Annotated in this window: 17 protein-coding genes and 1 tRNA gene; 7 read left to right on the plus strand and 11 right to left on the minus strand. The window is 71.2% G+C overall.

Features of this window, described 5'->3' with window-relative positions; all coding sequences use genetic code 11:
- Window positions 1-5: 5 nt before the first annotated feature.
- Genes ACHFIV_RS29260 through ACHFIV_RS29280 form a run of 5 tightly spaced genes read right to left on the minus strand, consistent with a single transcriptional unit; the run spans window position 6 to window position 5,199 of the window.
- A complete protein-coding gene (locus tag ACHFIV_RS29260) occupies window positions 6-410 on the minus strand; it encodes a hypothetical protein (RefSeq protein ID WP_398975289.1) in 405 nt (134 codons plus the stop codon).
- The gene (locus tag ACHFIV_RS29265) at window positions 407-1,099 is read right to left on the minus strand and encodes a ubiquinol-cytochrome c reductase iron-sulfur subunit (RefSeq protein ID WP_398975292.1); all 693 of its coding nucleotides are present in this window, start codon (window positions 1,097-1,099) and stop codon (window positions 407-409) included. The genes ACHFIV_RS29260 and ACHFIV_RS29265 overlap by 4 nt, the downstream gene beginning before the upstream one ends.
- Entirely contained in the window at window positions 1,096-1,698 is a 603-nt protein-coding gene (locus tag ACHFIV_RS29270) for a 4Fe-4S dicluster domain-containing protein (protein WP_104786667.1), read from the minus strand. The genes ACHFIV_RS29265 and ACHFIV_RS29270 overlap by 4 nt, the downstream gene beginning before the upstream one ends.
- Window positions 1,699-1,705: 7 nt before the next feature.
- Window positions 1,706-4,030 (minus strand): molybdopterin oxidoreductase family protein, encoded by a 2,325-nt coding sequence (locus ACHFIV_RS29275; protein WP_398975295.1) that lies wholly within the window; start codon window positions 4,028-4,030, stop codon window positions 1,706-1,708.
- The gene (locus ACHFIV_RS29280) at window positions 4,027-5,199 is read right to left on the minus strand and encodes an MFS transporter (protein ID WP_398975297.1); all 1,173 of its coding nucleotides are present in this window, start codon (window positions 5,197-5,199) and stop codon (window positions 4,027-4,029) included. The genes ACHFIV_RS29275 and ACHFIV_RS29280 overlap by 4 nt, the downstream gene beginning before the upstream one ends.
- Window positions 5,200-5,403: 204 nt before the next feature.
- Between ACHFIV_RS29280 and ACHFIV_RS29285 the strand changes: the two genes are divergently transcribed.
- Both ACHFIV_RS29285 and ACHFIV_RS29290 read left to right on the plus strand, forming a co-directional pair.
- Window positions 5,404-6,561, plus strand: a complete 1,158-nt coding sequence (locus ACHFIV_RS29285; RefSeq protein ID WP_398975299.1) for a P1 family peptidase — start codon at window positions 5,404-5,406, stop codon at window positions 6,559-6,561.
- 130 nt (window positions 6,562-6,691) lie between these two features.
- A complete protein-coding gene (locus ACHFIV_RS29290; RefSeq protein ID WP_398975301.1) occupies window positions 6,692-7,438 on the plus strand; it encodes a DUF6227 family protein in 747 nt (248 codons plus the stop codon).
- Window positions 7,439-7,641: 203 nt separating this feature from the next.
- Here the strand turns inward: ACHFIV_RS29290 and ACHFIV_RS29295 are convergent, their stop codons facing one another.
- A complete protein-coding gene (locus tag ACHFIV_RS29295) occupies window positions 7,642-9,216 on the minus strand; it encodes an MFS transporter (RefSeq protein WP_398975304.1) in 1,575 nt (524 codons plus the stop codon).
- 61 nt (window positions 9,217-9,277) lie between these two features.
- Between ACHFIV_RS29295 and ACHFIV_RS29300 the strand changes: the two genes are divergently transcribed.
- Complete coding sequence (locus ACHFIV_RS29300; protein ID WP_398975306.1) at window positions 9,278-10,267, plus strand: helix-turn-helix transcriptional regulator; 990 nt, start codon at window positions 9,278-9,280, stop codon at window positions 10,265-10,267.
- Window positions 10,268-10,381: 114 nt separating this feature from the next.
- On the opposite strand, the gene ACHFIV_RS29305 is transcribed toward ACHFIV_RS29300, so the two are convergent.
- The gene (locus tag ACHFIV_RS29305) at window positions 10,382-11,383 is read right to left on the minus strand and encodes an RNA polymerase sigma factor RpoD/SigA (RefSeq protein WP_398975308.1); all 1,002 of its coding nucleotides are present in this window, start codon (window positions 11,381-11,383) and stop codon (window positions 10,382-10,384) included.
- Window positions 11,384-11,530: 147 nt separating this feature from the next.
- Here ACHFIV_RS29305 and ACHFIV_RS29310 point away from each other — a divergent pair, with 147 nt between their 5' ends.
- Entirely contained in the window at window positions 11,531-12,112 is a 582-nt protein-coding gene (locus tag ACHFIV_RS29310) for a GNAT family N-acetyltransferase (RefSeq protein WP_398975310.1), read from the plus strand.
- Here ACHFIV_RS29310 and ACHFIV_RS29315 read toward each other — a convergent pair.
- Entirely contained in the window at window positions 12,060-12,842 is a 783-nt protein-coding gene (locus ACHFIV_RS29315; RefSeq protein WP_398975312.1) for a dioxygenase, read from the minus strand. The two genes, ACHFIV_RS29310 and ACHFIV_RS29315, sit on opposite strands and share 53 nt — an antisense overlap.
- A 183-nt stretch (window positions 12,843-13,025) precedes the next feature.
- Between ACHFIV_RS29315 and ACHFIV_RS29320 the strand changes: the two genes are divergently transcribed.
- Window positions 13,026-13,538 (plus strand): MarR family winged helix-turn-helix transcriptional regulator, encoded by a 513-nt coding sequence (locus tag ACHFIV_RS29320; RefSeq protein ID WP_398975314.1) that lies wholly within the window; start codon window positions 13,026-13,028, stop codon window positions 13,536-13,538.
- Between the two features lie 237 nt (window positions 13,539-13,775).
- On the opposite strand, the gene ACHFIV_RS29325 is transcribed toward ACHFIV_RS29320, so the two are convergent.
- Window positions 13,776-15,296 (minus strand): MFS transporter, encoded by a 1,521-nt coding sequence (locus ACHFIV_RS29325; RefSeq protein WP_398975316.1) that lies wholly within the window; start codon window positions 15,294-15,296, stop codon window positions 13,776-13,778.
- Between the two features lie 240 nt (window positions 15,297-15,536).
- Complete coding sequence (locus tag ACHFIV_RS29330) at window positions 15,537-16,199, minus strand: TetR/AcrR family transcriptional regulator (protein WP_398975318.1); 663 nt, start codon at window positions 16,197-16,199, stop codon at window positions 15,537-15,539.
- 264 nt (window positions 16,200-16,463) lie between these two features.
- Between ACHFIV_RS29330 and ACHFIV_RS29335 the strand changes: the two genes are divergently transcribed.
- Entirely contained in the window at window positions 16,464-17,741 is a 1,278-nt protein-coding gene (locus tag ACHFIV_RS29335) for a M6 family metalloprotease domain-containing protein (protein WP_398975319.1), read from the plus strand.
- Between the two features lie 138 nt (window positions 17,742-17,879).
- Here ACHFIV_RS29335 and ACHFIV_RS29340 read toward each other — a convergent pair whose 3' ends face one another.
- A complete protein-coding gene (locus ACHFIV_RS29340) occupies window positions 17,880-19,586 on the minus strand; it encodes a class I adenylate-forming enzyme family protein (protein ID WP_398975321.1) in 1,707 nt (568 codons plus the stop codon).
- 476 nt (window positions 19,587-20,062) lie between these two features.
- On the opposite strand from ACHFIV_RS29340, the gene ACHFIV_RS29345 reads away from it, so the two are divergent.
- Window positions 20,063-20,135, plus strand: a tRNA-Arg gene (locus ACHFIV_RS29345).
- Window positions 20,136-20,478 lie beyond the last annotated feature (343 nt).

A 20,478-nucleotide genomic window follows, 5' to 3' on the forward strand; every position in this document is an offset into this window, starting at 1 on the left:
CGGGCTCAGCGATCCTTCGGGTCGAGCAGCCACAGCCCCAGCACGACGAGGAAGGACAGGCACAGGAAGCCGGCGGCCCACCAGGCGGTGCCCGTGTCACCCTCCATCCACACGTTGACGACCTCGGTCAACCCCCACAGCTGACCGACGACGACACTCATGGCCAGCACCAGTCGGGCCGTCAGCTTCGCGGAGCGTTCGGGTTCCTGCTCCGAGCCCGCCCCCGGCCCCGGGCCGGTGTGGCGCACCCGAGGATCGGCATAGCCGCTCGTGGGCCGGATCTGGGGGTAGCGCTCGTGGATGGGCCGGTTGAGCTCGGCTCGCGCGCTGCCCGGCTGGTAGGCGGGGTACTCCGAGCCGTGGGGGCTGGGGGGCCTCGGCGGCTCGACCGGCTCCAGTGGCTCGGTCATGACCGCGTCCCCTCGGCCGGCGCCTCGGAGGGTGCCGGCGCGGGCGGCGCCTCGGCGCCGCCGCCGGTTCCGGGGCAGCCGATCCGCTCGGCGAGGTCCGGGCGGTCCTCGCCGAGCTGGCGGCACAGCCCTTCCTCGAGGCTCTCGCCGGAGCGGGTGGTGCCCACGGCCCAGATACTGCCGTCCTCCAGCTCGGTCAGGGCCACCTTGGGCAGTCCCCGGGGTGGCGGGCCGGCCGTGACCTCACCGGTGCGGGCGTCGAAGACCCCTTCGTGGCAGGGGCAGTACAGCTCGCCCTCCGTACCCCGGTCCTTGCGCCAGAGCACGGCGCAGGCGAGGTGGGTGCAGACGGCGGAGTAGCCCACGAGCGTGCCGTCGTCCATCCTCACGGCGACCGCGCGGTCCTCGTCGCCCGGGTAGCGGAAGGCGAGCGACTCGCCGGGCAGCAGCTGCGCGGCGATCCGCTTGGGCTCCGGTGCCTTCCCGTCCTCCGCCTCACCGTGCCGGTGGAGGATGCCGCCCGCCACGGCCAGCCCTCCCACGGCGAGGCCGCCGGAGACGGTGGCCACGATCCGGAGGTAGTCGCGGCGGGTGGTCAGCGAGTCGGCGGCGATCCTGTCGCGCAGCGCCTCGCGGGGGTCACTTCCGGAGCCGTGGGGGCCCGGCTGCTCCTGTTCGGTGACGCTCACCGGCGGACGTCCTTCCCGTTGATCTCGACGACGGGAAGTCCGCCGGGCACCGGCCACTGGACACGCTCCGCGGGGACCACCATGGCCACTCCGGTGCGCACCTCGCTCTCGCCGAAGACGAAGGTGTCGGCGACCTGCACGCCGGGGCGTTCGGCCTGGAGCTCCTCGACGGTGCCGTAGTAGAGGGCGCCGGTGGGGCAGACGGTCGCGCACATGGGGGCGAGCCCGTAGGCGGTGCGGTCGTAGCAGAGGTTGCACTTCATCTGCAGTTTCGCCTGGAGGTCGATCTTCGGCACACCGAAGGGGCAGGCGTTGACACAGTTGGCGCAGCCGATGCAGCGGGTGGTGTCGGCCTGTTGCACGACGCCGTCGGCGGTGACCAGGATCGCGTCGGCGGGACAGACCTCGGCGCAGGGCGCCACCGGATCCTCGCAGTGCATGCAGACCGTCGGCAGGGAGGCGACCGAGGAGCCCTCGTCGGTGTAGTCGAGGTGGATCATCGACTTGCCCCGGTGGGAGTCGCACTCCCGGCAGGCGGAGACACAGGCCTGACAGCCGATGCAGCGCCCCGGGTCGATGAACATCGTTCTGCCCATCATCCGGGCATCAGCTCCTTTCCGAGGTACCGCGGCCCTGCGGGGCCGTGGGCGGCAACGGGTCCGTACGGGAGGCCTGGGTCTCGGGATAGGCGACGTGGCCGGGCGCGACCGGGGGCGCGGGGACTTCGTCGATCGCCGCGGCGTGTTCGATGCGGCAGGCGCAGACCTTGTACTCGGGGATCTTGGAACGGGGGTCGAGGGCGTCGATGGTGAGCGCGTTGGCCGCTGTCGGGACGGGCCAGTGGTAGGGGATGAACACCGTGTCGGGCCGGATCGCCTCGGTCACGAGTGCGGGGAAGACCTCACTGCCGCGCCGGGTGACGACACGGACGGGTTCGCCGTTGCGGAAGCCGTGGGACGGGTGGACCTCGGCCCAGGGGCGCGGGGTCTGCTCGACGAGGGCCCCCAGTCGGCGGGTCTGGTTGCCCGAGAGGAAGTGGGCGACGGTGCGGCCGGTGGTCAGCGTCATCGGGTGCTCGTCGTCGTACGGGTCCGCCGGCGGATGCCACTCCACCACCTGCATGTGGATCTTGCCGTCGGCGTGGTAGGTGGTGCCGTCCTCGAACAGCCGGGGGGTGCCGGGGTGGTCCGTGGAGGGACAGGGCCAGGAGATCCCGCCGGTCTCCTCGAGCCGTTCGTAGGTGATGCCGGAGTAGTCGATGACGGTGCCCGCGGAGGCCCTGCGCAGTTCGTCGAAGACGTCGCGGGAGCCGTTGAAGGCGAACTTGTCCGCCGCTCCGAGGCGGCGGGCGATCTCACACATCACCCAGGTGTCGGTGCGTACGCCGGAGGGGGGTTCCTGCGCCTTGTTGTGCTTGACGACGCGCGCCTCGGCGTTGGCCATCACCCCTTCGTCCTCCGCCCAGATGGTGACGGGGAAGACGACGTGCGCGTTGGCGGCGGTCTCGGAGAGGAAGAAGTCGAACTGGGCGTGGAACTCGGTGGTGTCGTACCCCTCCTTGACCACGGCGTAGTTGGGGAGCGAGACGAAGGGGTTGTTGCAGATGCCGATCAGGCCCCGGATCTCCCGGCGCTGCATCTGCCAGACCATCTCCATCATCGACGTACCGGCGGCCGGGAGTTCGGACTCCTCGATGCCCCAGATCTCGCAGATCTGCCGGCGGTGCTCCTCGTTGAGGATCGAGCGGCCGCCTGGGAGGAGGTCGGACTTCTGGCCGTGCTCCCGGCCGCCCTGCCCGTTTCCCTGCCCGGTGAGGGTGCCGTAGCCGGCGCCGGGCTTGCCGATGTGGCCGGTGGCGGCGCACAGGTTGATCACGCTGAGGCAGTTCTCGACGCCCTGGGTGTGGTGTTCGATGCCCCGGGCGTGGAAGGCCATGGCCTTGGGCGCGCGGGCGAACGCGCGGGCGACCTGGACGACCTGCTCCGCCGGGATGCCGCAGATCTCGGCGGCGCGGGACGGGGGGTACTGGGCGACGTTCGCCTTGACCTCCTCCCACCCGGTCGCGTGGGCCGCGAGATAGGCCTCGTCGGTGAGGCCCTCCTCGATGATCACGTGCAGCACGGAGTTGAAGAAGGCCGAGTCGGTGCCCGACTTGAGCGCGACGTGGATGTCGGCGGTGCGCGCGACCGCCGTCTCGCGCGGATCGATCACGATCAGGGTGGCGCCACGGTCCCGTGCCCCCCAGACGTACTGGGTCAGGACGGGGAAGCATTCGCCGACGTTGGCTCCGGCGAGCAGGAGGCAGTCGGTGAGCAGGATGTCGGAGAAGGGGTTACCGGCGCGGTCGATGTTGAAGGCGAGCTTGTTGGCACCGGCGGCGCTGACCATGCAGAGCCGGCCGTTGTAGTCGACGTGCCTGGTCCTCAGCGCCACCCGGGCGAACTTGCCGACCAGGTACGTCTTCTCGGAGAAGAGGCTGGCCCCGCCGAGTACGCCGACGGCGTCCCGCCCGTGCTCCTGCTGGATGCGCCTGATCTCGGACACGGTGAAGTCGAGTGCCTCGTCCCAGGAGACCTCCCGCAGTTCCTCGTCGCGGGAGCGGCGCATGAGGGGGGCGGTGAGCCGGTCCGGGTGGTTGACCTGCTGGTAGGCACTGATGCCCTTGGGGCAGAGCCGCATGCGGTTGATGTCGTGGTTGCGGGGCTCCACGCCGAAGACCTTGCCTCCGCGGTCCACGCGGAGATACATGCCGCACTGGACGCCGCAGAAGCAGCAGTGGGTGGGGACGAGCGTCTCGCCGTTCTGGTCGGCGTGCCACCGGTCGGCCGGAATGCCTCCCGCGTCCCGGAAGCCGCGTGTCCCCGGCGGAGCGAGGGAGGGATCGAGGGGAACGGCCGTACGGCCGTCGGCTGCGCGTGGGTCCGCGGTCACTTGAAGCCCTTCTTGACCTGGGTGAGGTAGGCGTTGCCGCGCAGGACCCGCTTGCAGCGCGGGCAGTACTCGGTCCACGCGTCGAAGCCGAGTTCGAGGTCGCGCATGGTGCCGCGCAGGTTCTCGACGTACGGGCCGGTGTCGATGGCCTCACCGCAGCGACGGCACGGGAAGACCTCGTCGTCCTGGCGCCCGGTGTACTTGAAGAGCTGCATGCCGACCGCCGCCGGACGCTGCACGATGTGGAAGAACTTCCCGAACGGGATGTAGATGAGGGTGAAGACCACCGACACCATGTGGAGGACCGCCAGGAACTCGTAGCCTCCGCCGTGCAGGAAGAGGGAGGAGAAGGTGAGCAGCAGGCCGGTTACCGAGATGATGATCAGGGCGAGGAGCGGAACCATGTCGTAGGCGAACCGCTGTCCGGTGATGGCCCCGCGGTCCTTCATCCGGCGCCAGAGGAAGTACCCGGCGCCGGGGATGACCAGCACCGCCGCGATGTCCAGGCCGTGGAACATCAGCCAGCCGAGGAAGTTCAGCGAGTCGAAGCCGAGGATCTTGACACCCCAGACGCGCATCTCGTAACCGGGCCCGGAGCCGCTGCCGGAGGTGAAGGTGAACCAGCCCCAGGTCAGCGGGAAGGTGATCAGCGCGGCGAGGACGCAGCCCCAGAAGATCAGCTGATGGGCGGCCCAGCGGGCGTGGGAGCGGGCGCCGAGGAACTTCTGGAAGCCCAGGTAGGTCGCGGCCATCCTCGGCAGCGCGGTGGGCGCCTTGCGGAAGTTCTCCTTGGAGAAGAGGCTGCTCCAGCCCTTGTCGAAGAGCCGTCGGGCACCTGGCGCCGAGACCCAGACCGTGTAGCGGTAGGCGACACCGAACGCGAGGAAGACGGTGGCGACGGCGTACGGGAGCAGTGCGGAGTCGAAGTCGTGCAGCAGGCGGCTGCCGAGGACGATCGCGAGGACCAGCAGGCCGGAGACGACGGCGCCCGCCACGGTCGCGCGGCCGTGGACCGACCGGGGCAGGCGCCGGGCCGCCCTTCCGGCGAGGGAGGGCCGGCCCGCCGAGGGTCCCGTGCCGGGTTGCCCGCCTCCCGTCCCGCCGGACGTGCCGGTGCGGGCACCGGGAGCGGACGGCTCGGCTGCGGCGGGTTCTGGTGGCTCGGTCACTCGGCCACCGTAGAGCCGAAATGGGCGTTCGGTCCCCTTATATACCTCTACGGTGTGACCGCGTCGCCCAGGTGGCCCGCGTCCGGGCACGCTGCGCCCACCTCCACTTCGCCTGTCCCGCCTGTACGTTCGCCGGTACACGGCACCTCCGCGTGCCCGCCTCTCCGCGTCCCCGTTCATCCCCGCATCCCTTAGGAGCTCGTCATGACCGAGGAACCGCCTGGCCCAGGCCCGCTGGACGCGCTGACGGACGTGGCCGGGATCCGGGTCGGGCACGCCCGGGTGCCGGGCGCGGGCGCGCTGAGCGGGACCACCGTCGTCCTCGCCCCCGAGGGCGGGGCCGTGGCGGCTGTCGACGTACGCGGAGGAGGGCCCGGCACCCGGGAGACCGACGCCCTCGACCCACGCAATCTGGTGCAGCGGATCGACGCGGTCGTCCTGACCGGGGGCAGCGCCTACGGACTCGACGCCGCCTCAGGTGTGATGGCCTGGCTCGAGGAGCGGGGACGGGGTGTACAGGTCGGCCCGGACCCCTCCCAGGTGGTGCCGGTGGTGCCGGCGGCCTGCCTCTTCGACCTGGGCCGGGGCGGTGACTGGCGGGCCCGTCCCGACGCCTCGACCGGCCGCGCCGCCGTGGAGGCCGCCGCAGCTTCCGGGCCGGGCGCGCAGGTCGCCCAGGGCACGGTGGGCGCCGGCACGGGAGCCGTGGCCGGGCAGCTCAAGGGTGGCGTCGGCACGGCGAGCGTGCGCCTGGCCCGCGGAGTCACGGTCGCCGCTCTGGCCGTCGTCAACGCGGCGGGTTCCGTCGTCGATCCGCGTACCGGGGTGCTGTACGGGGAGTACGGAGCGGCGGAACCGCCGACGCACCCGGCGCCCCCGGTACACGAAGCCGCGCGCCGGCGGCTGGCGGAGATCCGGGGCGCGGCCCCGGCCGGCGGCGCGGAGGGCGACGACGGACCCGCGACCGGCAACCGGGCCCAGGAGGCCCGCCCCGGCGGCCACCGGGGCGGCGGGGTCTTCAACACCACGATCGCCGTCGTCGCCACGGACGCCGCCCTCTCCCGCGCACAGGCGCAGAAGCTCGCGGGCACGGCGCACGACGGCCTGGCGCGCGCCGTGCGCCCGGTGCACCTGCTCACCGACGGGGACACGGTCTTCACCTTGTCCACCGGCCTGCTCCCCCTGCCGCAGGAGCCCACCGCCGCGCTCAACGACATCCTGGCGGCGGGCGCGGACGCCCTGACCCGCGCCGTCGTGAAGGCCGCCAGGGCGGCCCGGGGGGTGGAAGGCCCGGGAGGCGCGTTCCCCTCGTACAGCGAGCTCTACGGCCCCTCCCACGGAGGCCGGGAGCCCCTTGCGTGAAGTCCCGGGCACGCGGGGAACTTTCCGCGTACGCGGTACGTTTTTCGCGAACCCCGGTCACGATGTCAGACCCAGGGACTACGTTATGCACGCATCGGGTAACACGCGGCGACGGCCTGGAGACAGCACCTTGAGCGATCCGTACGAGACAACCGAGCAGCACCTCGAGCGACTCCTGCGATGCGCCCTCAACTCCTTCGAACTGTCCGACACCACGGTCGACCGGCTCGGGACGGCTCTGGCGCACAGCAGTTCCCTGCATTCGTCCCACCACAGTTCCGTACTGCACCGCGAGACCTACCGGCACACCTACCTGCTGTCCGACGGCACCGCGCTCACGCTGTGGGAGCTGGTGCACGGCGGCGGCAGGGACGTCCCCGCCCCACGCCGTCACGAGCTGTACGACGACGAGGGCGACGCGCAGATCGCCGCCGCCCGCCTCGCCGGGAGTTTCTGGGACACCCCCGCCCTCGGTGACGACGGCCTGCGCGAGGATCTGGAGGCGCTCACGCTGCTTATGAGCGTCCCCCCGGCTCCCCTGCCCCGGATGTACGCGCAGGACAATTCGGCGGACCACGCCCGCCGCGTCCTGCGCCGCGCGGAGAACGGCGACCGGCCCGGGGACGCGACGGCCGGGCTGCTGCGGGCGGCCTTCGCCCACCACATCACCCAGGTCTTCGGCCGGCAGTACCGCGTCGACGGACGGGATGCCGGTTTCACGCTCTACGAGCACGCCTTCCTCCTCCTGGACGGCAGCGAGACGAGCCTGTGGGAGGTCGAACACACGGCCACACCCGACGGCCGCCACATGTGTGAGGTGTACGACGACGAGCAGACCGCCCGCCTGGCCATGGAGGACCGGACCCGGATCTGCTGACCGGCCGGGACGCCGGCGCCGTACCCGGACAGCACGGGACGCCGTCCCCGGACCGGCCGGCAGGCGCGAACGGATGCCGTCCGGGTGAGCCCGGAGTTCCGGTTCCGTCGCCCGCCGTCGGGCTGCGGGGCGGTGTGCGGCGCGACGGGCGCGAGGCGTCGGCCCGCCCGCCGCGCCTCGCGTCGGCGGGCGGGCCGGCGGGTTCAGCTCGTCAGAGCGGGTTCCTTGGAGACCGCCTCGTCCTGGGGCGGCGCGAGCTCGTCGTCCCCGCCGGCCTCCAGGTGCATCCGGGGCCTGGCGGGCAGGGCGAACATCACGAGGAAGATCACCGCGAGCACTCCGGCCACCCACCACAGGGACTGCTGGAAGGCGTCCACGAACGCGGCACCCCTCGCCTCCGGAGGCAGCCGGTCGCTGACCGAGCCGAAGAAGACGACCGAGACGAGGCCGAGACCCAGCGCCGTGCCCATCTGCTGCACCGTGTTGATCAGGCCGGACGCCGATCCGGCGTGCTCCTTGGGCACTCCGGAGAGCACCGCGTCCGTCAGCGGAGCCACGATCAGGCCCATCCCCAGGCCCATGACGACCAGCGGGAGCACCATCTGCCAGGGGCTGATGTCCGGTCCGTACCGGCCGGCCTCCCAGATGTAGAGCAGGAGCCCGGCGATCATCAGCAGCGCGCCTGCCTGCAGCACCTTGCGGCCGAAGCGGGGAACGAGCTTCTGCACGGAGACGCCGGCGGCGACCGAGACGGCGATCGAGAACGGGATGCCCGTCGAGCCGGCCTTCAGGGCACTCCAGCCGAGCCCCATCTGGAGGTAGAGCGTCCAGACCAGGAAGAAGATGCCCAGGGCCACCCCGAAGGTCAGCTGAACGGCGGTGCCCGCCGCGAAACTCTTCACCCGGAACAGGGTCAGCTCGATCAGCGGTGAGCCGTCCCGGTCCGCCTTCCGGCGCTCGAAGACGATCAGTGCCGCGAACACCAGCAGGCTCGCGGCCATCGACACGTGCCCCCACAGCGGCCAGTCCAGGTCGCGTCCCCGGGTCAGGGGGTAGAGGAGCATGAGGAGTCCCAGGGTCACCAGGGCGACACCGGCCAGGTCCAGCCGGAGTGCCTTGGGTGCCTTGGACTCGCTGATGAACTTCCTCCCGAGCAGGAGTCCGGCAATGCCGACCGGCAGGTTGATCAGGAAGATGGGCCGCCACTCGAGACCGAAGAAGTTCCATTCGGTGAGCAGGGCGCCCAGCAGGGGCCCCGACACCGCCCCGAGTCCCACGATCGCCCCGAACAGCCCGAAGACCTTTCCGCGCTCGTGGGCCGGGAAGGTGGCGTGCACGATCGACAGGACCTGCGGCACCATCAGCGCGGCCATGCCGCCCTGCAGGATCCGCGAGGCCACCAGCATCTCCGGATTCACCGCGAGACCGCAGAGCGCCGAGGCGATGGTGAAGCCGCCGATACCGAGGAGGAAGAGCCGCTTGCGTCCGTAGATGTCACCGAGCCGGCCGCCCGTGATCAGGCCGGCCGCGAAGGCCAGCGCGTAACCGGCGGTGATCCACTGGATCGACGCGAAGGAGGCACCGGTGTCCCGCGTGATGCTCGGAATGGCGATGTTGACGATCGTGACGTCGACCAGGTCCATGAAGGCCGCGGTCATCACGATCGCGAGCGCGAACCAGCGGCGCCGGTCCGCCGGGTCCCGCGGCGTCGCCGGCTCTGTCGACGCCGTGCGGGTGGCTGCCGTGACCGGCGGGGATTCGGAAGCGGAAGAAGTCATACGAGAAAACTAAAGGCCGATCAGGTCAGATTGTGACCTGATGGACCGGCATCCTGTCTCCATGACGGACACCCCGGCACGACTGCTGAAACTGCTGTCGCTCCTCCAGACACCCCGCGAGTGGCCGGGCAGCGAGCTGGCCGGCCGGCTGGAGGTCAGCCCGCGCACCATCCGCCGCGACATCGACCGGCTGCGCGATCTCGGCTACCCGGTCGAGGCGTCGCGCGGTTCGGTCGGCGGTTACCGCCTGGTCGCGGGTACCGCCATGCCGCCGCTCCTGCTGGACGACGAGGAGGCGGTCGCCATCGCGGTTGGCCTGCGGGCCGGAGCCGGGCACGCCATCGAGGGGGTGGACGAGGCGTCCGTACGGGCCCTGACGAAGCTGGAGCAGGTCCTCCCGTCACGCCTGCGGCACAGGGTCTCCGCCCTGCAGAACGCCACCGTGCCCCTCACCCGGGGCGACGGAGCGACCATCGACCCCAGGACGCTGACGGTGATCGCGTCGGCGGTCTCGGCGCGCGAACGTCTGCGCTTCGGCTACCGGGCGGGGGACGGTGCGGAGTCCAGGCGCCAGGCCGAGCCGTACCGGCTGGTGAGCACGGGCAGCCGCTGGTACCTCGTCGCGTACGACCTGGACCGCGGGGACTGGCGCACCTTCCGGGTGGACCGGGTGAGTGAGCCGTTCGCCACCGGCGCCCGCTTCACCCCGCGCGAACTGCCCGCCGGCGGCGAGGACGGCGCGGAGCTCCTCTCCAGGTCGATGTCCCGCACCCAGCCGGAGCTGGACATCGATGTGACGTTCGAGGCGTCGGCCGGCTTCGTGGCGTCCCGGCTGCCCGCGGAGCTCGGCGCGTTGGAGCCGTGCGGAGCAGACAGCTGCCGGCTGCGCACGACCTCCCGCAGCTCGCTGGAGTGGGTGGCCCTGCGGCTCGCGCTGGTGGACTGCGCCTTCGAGGCGCACGGCCCGGCGGAGCTCGTGGAGCGCCTGGGTGTCCTGGGGGCACGCCTTTCCCGGGCGGCGTCGCCCCGGCCGGGGGCGGGGCGGACATGAATGAGCCCCGGCGCCGGGGGGGGTGGGCGCCGGGACTCAGCTCAGGGGACCGGAAGGAGACCGGTCGTCGGGCCGGTGCGAACCGGCTTGATAGGGAGATTACGGGTTATTCGCTCACGCCGCAGCGTCAAAGCCCGTGTCGTGAGCCATTCGCTTCAATTCGAGCAATGCGTGCTTCTCGATCTGGCGGATCCGCTCCCGCGTCAGACCGTGCTGCTTGCCCACCTCGGTGAGAGTCCGCTCGCGGCCGTCCTCGATGCCGTAACGCATCTTGATGATCGAGGCGGTGCGGTTGTCGAGCTTGCCGATCAGGTCCTCGAGCTCCTCGCTGCGCAGCAGAGTCATCACGGACTGCTCGGGCGACACGGCCGAGGTGTCCTCCAGCAGGTCACCGAACTGGGTGTCACCGTCGTCGTCCACGGACATGTTGAGGCTGACCGGGTCACGGGCCCAGTCCAGGACGTTGCCGACACGCTCGGCGTTGGAGTCCAGCTCGGCGGCGATCTCCGCGTGCTCGGGGTCACGCCCGTGCTCGCGGTTGAACTCGCGCTGCACGCGCCGGATCCTGCCGAGCTCCTCGACGAGGTGGACGGGGAGCCGGATCGTGCGGGACTGGTCGGCGATGGAGCGGGTGATGGCCTGCCGGATCCACCACGTGGCGTACGTCGAGAACTTGAAGCCCTTGGCGTAGTCGAACTTCTCGACCGCGCGCACCAGGCCCGCGTTCCCCTCCTGGATCAGGTCGAGCAGGGGCAGACCCGCCCTCGGGTAACGCCTGGCCACCGCGACGACGAGCCGGAGGTTGGAACGGATGAATATGTCCTTGGCGCGCTCGCTCTCGGCGACCAGCGCCTCCAGCTCCTCACGCGTCGCCCCGCCGGCGTCGCTCTCCACCTCGCCCGCGAGTATCTGCTGGGCGTAGACGCCTGCCTCGATGTCCTGCGAGAGCTCGACCTCCTTGGCGGCGTCGAGCAGCGGTGTGCGAGCGATCTCGTCCAGGTACATGCCGACCAGGTCGCGATCGGCGATCTCCCCGCCCACGGCGCGAACACTGCTTGCCCGGTCGGTCCCGCCGGTGCTGGCGGACGAACGTCGGGCGACGGCACGGGTTGCCATGCGTGCTCCCTTGCTGAGTAGGTCGCGACACCCTCCCGGGTGCCCTGCATCCGATGGAAACAACGACTGGAATCCGGACAGAATTCCCACGACGCCCATTCGCTTTCGAGATCATGCAGTACCCTGTCCGCCCCCGGAGGAGGACAGATGCCGCAGATACCGACGGAAGTGCAGGTCAGACCGGGCGTGGAAGCCGACCTGCAGGCGCTCACGGACATCTACAACCATTACGTCCGCGAGACCGCGCTCACTTTCGACACGACTGCCTCCACTTCCGAGGACCGTCTGCCCTGGTTGCGTTCCCACCCGGAGGACGGCCCCCACAGGCTGCTGGTTGCTCTGGGACCGGATACCCGGCGCGGCACGCCGCATGTCCTCGGATATGCCACCAGCAGTCCGTACCGCCCGAAGGCGGCGTACAGCACCTCGGTGGAGGTCAGCGTCTACCTCGCTCCCGGGGCCACCGGGCGCGGCGTCGGCACGCTCCTCTACGAGACGCTGTTCGAGGCTCTGGCCGACGAGGACGTCCACCGCGCCTACGCCGCGATCGCGCAGCCGAACGAGCCCTCGGCCCGGCTGCACGCCGCGTTCGGCTTCCGCCTCGTCGGCACCTACACGGAGGTCGGCCGGAAGTTCGGCCGGTACTGGGACGTGTCCTGGTACGAGAAGGCGCTGCTCAGCCGAACTGCACCGACCGCTTCGCCAGACCCAGCCAGAAGCCGTCGATGACACTGCGCCCCTGATCGAGCTCCCCCTCGGCCGCCCCGAGCGTGACGAACAGCGGCGCGAAGTGCTCGGTACGGGGATGGGCCAGCCTGCCCGCCGGTGAGGCGTGGGCGAAGTCCAGCAGGGAGTCGACGTCCTGCGCCTGGAGCGCCCGGTGGCCCCAGTCGTCGAACTCCGCCGACCAGCCGGGGACGCCACCGCCGGGGTGCCGCAACGCCGCCAGGTTGTGGGTGAAGAAGCCGCTTCCGACGATCAGCACCCCCTCGTCGCGCAGCGGGGCCAGCTTGCGCCCGATGGCCATCAACCGCTGCGGGTCGAGTGTGGGCATCGAGATCTGGAGGACGGGGATGTCCGCGGCGGGGAACATCTCGACCAGCGGCACGTAGGCCCCGTGGTCGAGGCCGCGGTCGGGGATGTCCTGGACGGGGGTGCCGGCGCCGCGCAGCAGTTTGCGGACGTCGTCCGCGAGCCGCGGAGCACCTGGGGCGGCGTACTGCACCTGGTAGTAGTGCTCGGGGAAGCCCCAGAAGTCGCGGACGAGCGGCACGGTCGTGGTGGCACCGAGTGCGAGCGGGGCCTCCTCCCAGTGCGCCGAGACCATCAGGATCGCCTTGGGGCGGGGCAGCCCGGCCGACCAGGCGGCCAGCTCCCCCGGCCAGACCGGGTCATCGGCGAGCGGCGGGGCGCCGTGGGAGAGGTAGAGGGCGGGCATGCGTTCCGCGGTGGCTGTCATGACACTCCCGTTCCTCTGCCGATCAAGGTATGTGTGTTCACTACAGGTACCGGGAACGGGCAACTGCGCGAGCACCGGGGAATCGGCGGACCGTTCTCTTGGGGCCGGTTCCTTGAATGTTCAAGTTCCAACTACCAGAGACCTTAGCTCTATCTAGTTCAACTTTCAAGAAAAGGTCGTACAGTGGAGTACATGACCACGGCATCCCCCGGCGGGCCCCGGTGGCTCACCGACGACGAACAGGGCGTGTGGCGCGCCTATCTCCACGCCACCACGCTCATGGAGGACCACCTCGACCGCCAGTTGCAGCGCGACGCCGGCATGCCGCACGTCTACTACGGACTGCTCGTCAACCTCAGTCAGGCCCCCCGGCGCAGGAAGCGCATGACCGAGCTGGCCAAGGACGCCAAGATCACCCGGTCCCGCCTCTCGCACGCGGTCGCCCGGCTGGAGAAGAACGGCTGGGTGCGCCGCGAGGACTGCCCTTCCGACAAGCGCGGCCAGAACGCGATCCTCACCGACGAGGGCTACGACATGCTCGCGCGGTCCGCTCCGGGACACGTCGAAGCCGTCCGCCAGGCGATGTTCGACCGGCTCAGCCCCCAGCAGGTGCAGGACCTCGGCGAGATCATGCAGCTGATCGCCACCGGACTGCAGCCCGAGGGTACGGACGCGGATCTGCCCTGGCTCCGCTGAGCGGAGACCAGGGCAGAGACGACGGGCAGGCACCCGCGGCCGCAGGGCGTCACCGGGCGTCACTCCGCACGGCGGACGCCGGACCGGACACCCGGTCCGGCGTCCGCCGGGACCGCGCCGGCGCGGGAACGCCGACGGAGACGGCCCCCCGACGCCGGGCGCACCCGGCGAGGCGCGCGACGGCGGTCAGTGCGCAGTGGCGGTCAGTGGGTGACGGCGGTCAGTGCGCGATGGGGGTCAGTGCGCGACGACCGGGATCTTGAACTCCTCCTCGACCCCGTCCGCCAGGTCCCCCGAGCCGTCGGCCGCGCCGGAGCCCGGACGCCCGGTGTTGATCAGGACCATCGCGATCGCCGAGGCCGCGACCAGGATGCCCACCGCCCACCAGATGGCGCCCGCGAAGCCGGCGACCATGGCCTGCAGCTGGAGCAGCTTCGGGTCGCTCGCTCCGGCGGCGTGATCAGCGATGTACGCGGTGGTGGCGCCGGCGGCGATCGTGTTGAGCAGCGCCGTACCGATGGCACCGCCGACCTGCTGCGACGTGTTCACCATCGCGGAGGCCACGCCCGCGTCACGCGGCTCGATGCCGTGCGTGGACAGCGACATGGCCGGCATGAACGCCGTTCCCATGCCCAGGCCGAGCAGGAGCTGGCCCGGCAGGATGACGGCCGCGTAGGACGTGTTGATGTCCAGCTGGGTCAGCAGCAGCATGCCGACGGCCGCCACCAGGAAACCGGGGCCCATCAGCAGCCTCGGCGGGACGCGGGTCATCAGCCGGGTACCGATCTGCGTGGACCCGGTGATCATGCCCACGATCATCGGCAGGAAGGCGAAGCCGGTCTTGACCGGGGAGTAGCCCTTGACCACCTGCAGGTAGTACGTCAGGAAGAGGAAGAGCCCGAACATCGCGATGATGGCGAGGCCCAGCGAGAGGTAGACGCCTCCGCGGTTGCGCTCGGTCAGGACGCGCAGCGGCAGCAGCGGTGACTTCACGCGCGACTCGGTGACCACGAAGGCCAGCAGCAGCACCGCGGCCGTGACGAACATGCCGACCGTGAGCGAGTCCGACCAGCCGGCCGACTCGGCGCGGGTGAAACCGTAGACCAGCGCGACCAGGCCCAGCGTGGACAGGACGACGCCGGGGATGTCGAGCGGCGAACGGTTGCGGCTGCCGGCCGGCTCACGGATGACGAAGTAGGCGCCGGCGGCGGCGATGACGGCGAACGGGATGTTGACGAAGAAGGTCCAGCGCCAGTTCAGGTACTCGGTCAGGAAGCCGCCCAGGATCAGGCCGACCGCGCCGCCACCGCCGGCGATGGCGCCGTAGATGCCGAAGGCCTTCGCGCGCTCCTTGGCGTCCGTGAACATCACGGCGAGCAGGGAGAGGGCCGCCGGCGCGAGCAGGGCGCCGAAGACACCCTGCAGGGCCCGCGAGCCGAACATCATCGCTTCGTTCTGCGCCGCGCCGCCGAGCGCGGAGGCCGCGGCGAACCCGAGCAGGCCCACGACGAAGGTGCGCTTGCGGCCCCAGAGGTCGGCGATACGTCCACCGAAGAGCAGCAGTCCGCCGAAGGCGAGCGCGTAGGCGGTGATGACCCACTGCTTGTTGCCCTCGGAGATGCCCAGGTCGGTCTGGGCGGAGGGCAGGGCGATGTTCACGATGGTCGCGTCGAGCACGACCATCAGCTGGGCGAGGGCGATGAAGCCCAGCGCTCTCCAGCGACTGGGATCCGGAAGGTTACCTGCTGTTTTCGACATGGGATGAGCCACCTAAGGACATGAAGAGGTACGAGGTCGGCGCACCGGCCGCGAACGGACGCGCGTACGACATCGGTAAAAGGGCGAGCTGTACCGGGGCCGGGCCCGCGCCGCGGGGCAGGTCCGGCTTCGCAGTTGTGTGAGGCGGAAGTCTTCGGGTCGGTTTCCCGGCGGGCGGGAAGCTGTCTGAGGGTCGGTTTCCGGTGCGCGGTCCGGAGGCCGTTCTCCGGTGCGCGGGCGTCAACGCCCGCCGCGCAGGTCCTCCAAGGTCGCCGCGGATCCGGGCAGTTCGGAGCGGGCCGGGGATTCCAGCCCGTCCAGGAAGAGCTGCAGATGGCGGTGGGTGAACCGGTCTATGTCCAGGCAGGCGATGCCGGGCAGGGGCCGGGTGAGCTGGGAGAGGGCGACGAGTACGTCACCGACGGCGATGTCGGTGCGCAGCCTCCCTGCGGACATGGCGCGCTCCACGAGCCCTTCGACCGCCTTCTCGAGGCGACGGCGCTCGGTGAGCAGTTCGGGATGGTCGTTGTCGAAACCGCCGGACAGCATCGGGCACAGGGCTCCGATCCGCTCGTCGGCCGCCGCGTGCACGAAGCGGCTCAGTGCGGCGAACGGGTCGGACTCGGCCGCGACGGCCTCCTCCACCCGGTCGGTGGTGCGGGAGGTGACGGCGAGGACGACCTCGTGGATCAGAGCGGCCCGGTCGGGAAAGTTCCGGTAGAGCGTGGCGTTGCCGACTCCGGCCCTGCGAGCGACCTCGTCGAGCGGCACGTCCGGCCCGAACTCGACGAACATCTCACGCGCGGCCGCCACGATCCGCTCCCGGTTGCGCAGGGCGTCGGCCCGCGGACGGGGCGTACGGCGCTGCGCGGCGCAGGGTGCGGTTCCGGCGACGGACTCCACGGCTCCAGACCTTTCCTCGATGTGCGCTGTGCCCCCGCGACGTAACCGGGGACCACGTCCCCGTTTCATGGGGACACACGTACAAACGGGGAGAGGATCCCCGGTTATTTCCCGCATCGTTGTGACCTGGAACACATTCCAGGTGGGGCGAAAGACCGCTCCATCGGACGCACCCAGCGAGCGCCCCCGGACGACCCGGATGAGGCTGATCGCCAGAGCGCAGTCAGGGCCGGCCGACTGCCGCGGACCCGAAGGCGACGCCCTATGCAGCAGCCCCGCCACCGGATACGCGGGCACCGCCGCCCCCTCGCGCTCGCCGGAGCGACGGCCCTGATCATCGCGACGACGGCGTCGGCCAGCTCCACGCTGCCCCTCGCCGGCCGCGCCTCCGCCGGGCCCGTGGCAGCGCCGAGCGGGACCGGCCTCGCGCCGTGCCGCATATCCACGGCCATGGGCGTACAGATGTCGGAGGGCATGCCGACACCACCTGGATACGCCCGCTCCACCGGCCGGATCAGAGCACTCAACCTGATGATCGACTTCCCCGACGCGCGAGCCACGGAACCGGCGGAGGACCGGCTCGCGGAGTTCTTCCCGCAGACCTCCGACTGGTTCCGCACCAGTTCCTACGGGCGGCTCGTGTACCAGCCGGAAGCGCCGGTGACCGAATGGCTGCGGATGCCGCTGCCGTTCTCCGAGTACGGGATAGAGCGCGGCTCCCCGTACGAGCCGGGCTACCGCAGGATGGTCAAGGACCTGGTCGCCGTCGCCGACCCGAAGGTCGACTTCTCGGCGTACGACCTCGTCAACGTGCTGGTCACCCCGAACGCCGGCCCCTCCGCGCTGGACACCGTCCTGTCCGTGACCTTCTCCGGCAACGACGACGCCCCCTTCGCCGACGGGGTACCGCTCGCCAACACGTCCTTCGTCTACAGCCGCCAGGACGACGGCTCCGGCTCGTACGCCCGGACGGGCTACCGGGTCCTTCCCCACGAGAACGGCCACATCTTCGGGCTGCCCGATCTCTACACGATGGAGGGCGGCGGCTCCGTGGGCCACTGGGACATCATGTCCGAGGACTGGGGGGCCAACAACGACCTCCTGGGCTGGCACAAGTGGAAGCTCGGCTGGCTGGACGGCGGACAGATCGCCTGCGCCGCCATGCCCGGCACCAGCGAACACGTCCTCGAACCGCTGGCGACGGCCGGCGGCTCGAAGCTGGCCTTCGTACCGGTGAGCGCGCAGTCCGGCTACGCGGTGGAGGTACGGACCGCGGCGGGCAACGACGAAGCGGTGTGCCGGCCCGGAGTACTCATCTACAAGGTGAGCGCCGACGTGGACACCGGCCAGGGACCGGTCTCCGTCGAGGACAGCGCCGAGGACAGCGGGGGCTGCACCCGGCGGCCGAACGTCCACGCGGAGCTCTCCGACGCCGCCTTCCAACCGGGCGAGACCTTCACCGACCGGGCCCACGGCATACGCATATCCGTGCTGGAGAAGGACGACGACGGGCACTACCGGGTGCGGATCACCCGCCCCTGAGACCCGCCCCCTCGGCCGGCCCGCGCGTCCGCCCCTGTCCCCCGCCTCGCCCCTGTCCCCCGCCTCACCTGCCCGCGCCCTCGCCTCAGCCCGCACGCCACGCAGTCCGCACGCGCAGTCCAGGCGAGGTCGCCTGCCTCAGTCCTCGTGCCCGTAGTCCTGGAGCGCGCCGCGCAGGTCCCGCTTGAGGATCTTCCCCGTGGCGTTGCGCGGCAGCGGCTCCCGCGTCAGCAGCACACGGGCGGGAACCTTGAACGCGGCCAGGCGCCGGCCCACGTGCGCGCGCAGCGCCTCCGCGGTGACGGCGGAACCCTCGAGGACCCTGACGACCGCCGCGACCTCCTCGCCCAGCACCGGGTGCGGTACGCCGAGCACGGCCGCGTCCTCGACCTCCGGGTGGTCGTGCAGAGCGGCCTCGACCTCCACGCAGTACACGTTCTCACCGCCCCGGATCACCATGTCCTTGATCCGGTCGACCACGGTCACCCGCCCGCCCCGGACGACGGCCAGGTCCCCCGTACGGAACCAGCCGCCGGTGAACGCCTCGGCCGTCGCCGCCTCGTCGCGCCAGTACCCCCGGACCAGGGACTGACCACGCAGCCACAGCTCACCGGGCTCACCGTCCGGGAGTGCCTCGCCCGCCGGACCGGCGATCCGCACCTCGGTGACCGGCGTCGGAGTGCCGACGGATTCGGGGTGCGCGCGGTACTCGCCGCCGAAGTTGGCCAGCACGCCCCCACTGGTCTCCGTGAGGCCGTAACCGTTGCGCGGCTCGATCCGTTCGCCGTGCCGTGCGGTGAGCCGGGCGACGAGGTCCGGCGGGGCCGCCGCCCCGCCGGTGTTCAGCCCCTTCAGGCTCTCCAGCCCGTCAGCCTCGCGGTCCGCCGCCGCGAGCAGCTGGAGCGCGGTGGCCGGAACGCCCGCGTAGTGGGTGACCCCGTGCCGCCGGATCAGCCGCAGGGCCTCACCGGCGTCCCACTTCGGCATCAGGACCAGCGTCCCGCCCACCGCCATCGCCGCGTACAGGCTGGTGAACGCGGCGACGTGGAAGAACGGAAACGTCATGAGGGTGACCGGCGCCGGTCCCTGCCCCGGCACGACCCCGCGTCGCAGCGCCGAGGCCGCCGCCTGGTAGCGCGGGTTGAGGGCCGCGCCCGCCTGGGCGAGATGGGTGGCCACCGCACCCTTGGGCCGCCCGGTGGTGCCGGAGGTGTAGATGATCGTGGCATCGTCCTCGGGCCGGATCTCCACCTCGGGCGGGGCCGCGGCCGGATCCGGCTCCGGCAGGTCCCCGTACCACTCGGCCTGAGCCGGCAGATCGCCTTCGCCGTGGAAGACGACGAACCGCGCCCCCGCCTCCCGGCCCCGGTCCGCCAGCTTCGGCAGCTGCTCCGCGTCGACGAGCAGCACCGCCGGTTCGCAGTCGTCGAGGGCGTAGCCGAACTCCCCCTCGGTCCACCAGGTGTTGAGCGGCACGGCGACGAGACCGGCCAGCTGCACCGCCCAGAAGGCGATCTGCCACTCGGGGTGGTTGCGCATCGCCACGACGGCCCGCTCACCGGGGCGGAGCCCGTACGACTCGGTGAGCCGACGGGCGAGCGAGGAAGCGGCTGCGAAGAACTCCCCGTACGACACGACCCGTTCACCGGAGATCAGGAACGGCTGGTCGCCGAAGGCCCAGGTGACCTCCACGAACTCCCGCAGCGTGCGAGGTCCATGGGCGTAGACCAGCGGCCCGTGTTCCGCCCGCACCACGGCGTACGGCGCCCCGGGCCCGGTCAACGACGCCTCGATCCGGGCGAGGGCTTCCCGGTCGGGCGAACGGCTGGGGTCGGTGTGCGGCACGAACGGCCTCTCCACGTACGGCTCAGAACCCGGCGACGCTATGCCCGCACCCGTGCCCCGTCAAGAAGCCTTCACCCCGGCTCGCGATCCCCGTCTCCGGGCACTCGATCCCCGCTGCCGCTGCCGTCACCCCGCCGGCCGGGCAGCGACGGGCACCACACGGTCGCACGGCGGAACGGTGCGGCAGGCCGACTGCCCGGCCGCACCGACGGAGGCACCGCCGGCGGGGCCGGCCGGCCCGCGCGCCCACCGCGCCCCGGCCGTCCCACGAGGCGCCGGACCACCCGCCGCCTCCTCGGGCCGCCGACGGCAGGCCGCCCCACCGCATACTCTCCGGCAGCCGAACGACCACCCGCTACACTGTCAGCGGTGAGGCAGCCGCCGTAGGCCGCACCACCACGAAACTGCTGGAATCCAGCTGTCCGAGGCCACGGATCACCACCCGGCCCACCGGACGGAGGGCCCGGCAGATCCCGGCCTTCGTAGCTCAGGGGATAGAGCACCGCTCTCCTAAAGCGGGTGTCGCAGGTTCGAATCCTGCCGGGGGCACAACGCGTTATCGCTCTGACCTGGGGTTTCTCCCCCAGGGAGGGGTCTTACTCGGCCTCGGACTTCTCGTCCGGGGCCGTTTGCGTGAGCGGTGCGTGAGCGGACGGGGAGTTGATCTCCCAGATATCGCCCAATGGATCAGCATCATCCGGCACGCACTTCAGGCCGGAATCCTCCGTGTCGTCGGGCTCGGCCACCGCTTCGGGGCGGCGTTTTCGGAGGTGGTGCGGGCTCGCGGTACGAGCCGGGCTGCAGCGGTCGTCTCGGCAGAGTGGGCCACCCTGAACCAGGTCCAAGCCCGTCGCGCGCACTACGCTGTAGCGCGTGCTTCCTGCCAGCGAGC

The organism is Streptomyces sp. ALB3, assembly GCF_044385685.1.
Taxonomy (GTDB): Bacteria; Actinomycetota; Actinomycetes; order Streptomycetales; family Streptomycetaceae; genus Streptomyces.

Coding starts and splice junctions, on each gene's coding strand:
- ACHFIV_RS29300 (WP_398975306.1), top strand. CDS start 9,278: ATGACGGACACCCCGGCACGACTGCTGAAACTGCTGTCGCTCCTCCAG.
- ACHFIV_RS29335 (WP_398975319.1), top strand. CDS start 16,464: ATGCAGCAGCCCCGCCACCGGATACGCGGGCACCGCCGCCCCCTCGCG.
- ACHFIV_RS29270 (WP_104786667.1), bottom strand. CDS start 1,698: ATGATGGGCAGAACGATGTTCATCGACCCGGGGCGCTGCATCGGCTGT.
- ACHFIV_RS29295 (WP_398975304.1), bottom strand. CDS start 9,216: ATGACTTCTTCCGCTTCCGAATCCCCGCCGGTCACGGCAGCCACCCGC.
- ACHFIV_RS29285 (WP_398975299.1), top strand. CDS start 5,404: ATGACCGAGGAACCGCCTGGCCCAGGCCCGCTGGACGCGCTGACGGAC.
- ACHFIV_RS29315 (WP_398975312.1), bottom strand. CDS start 12,842: ATGACAGCCACCGCGGAACGCATGCCCGCCCTCTACCTCTCCCACGGC.
- ACHFIV_RS29260 (WP_398975289.1), bottom strand. CDS start 410: ATGACCGAGCCACTGGAGCCGGTCGAGCCGCCGAGGCCCCCCAGCCCC.
- ACHFIV_RS29325 (WP_398975316.1), bottom strand. CDS start 15,296: ATGTCGAAAACAGCAGGTAACCTTCCGGATCCCAGTCGCTGGAGAGCG.
- ACHFIV_RS29310 (WP_398975310.1), top strand. CDS start 11,531: ATGCCGCAGATACCGACGGAAGTGCAGGTCAGACCGGGCGTGGAAGCC.
- ACHFIV_RS29305 (WP_398975308.1), bottom strand. CDS start 11,383: ATGGCAACCCGTGCCGTCGCCCGACGTTCGTCCGCCAGCACCGGCGGG.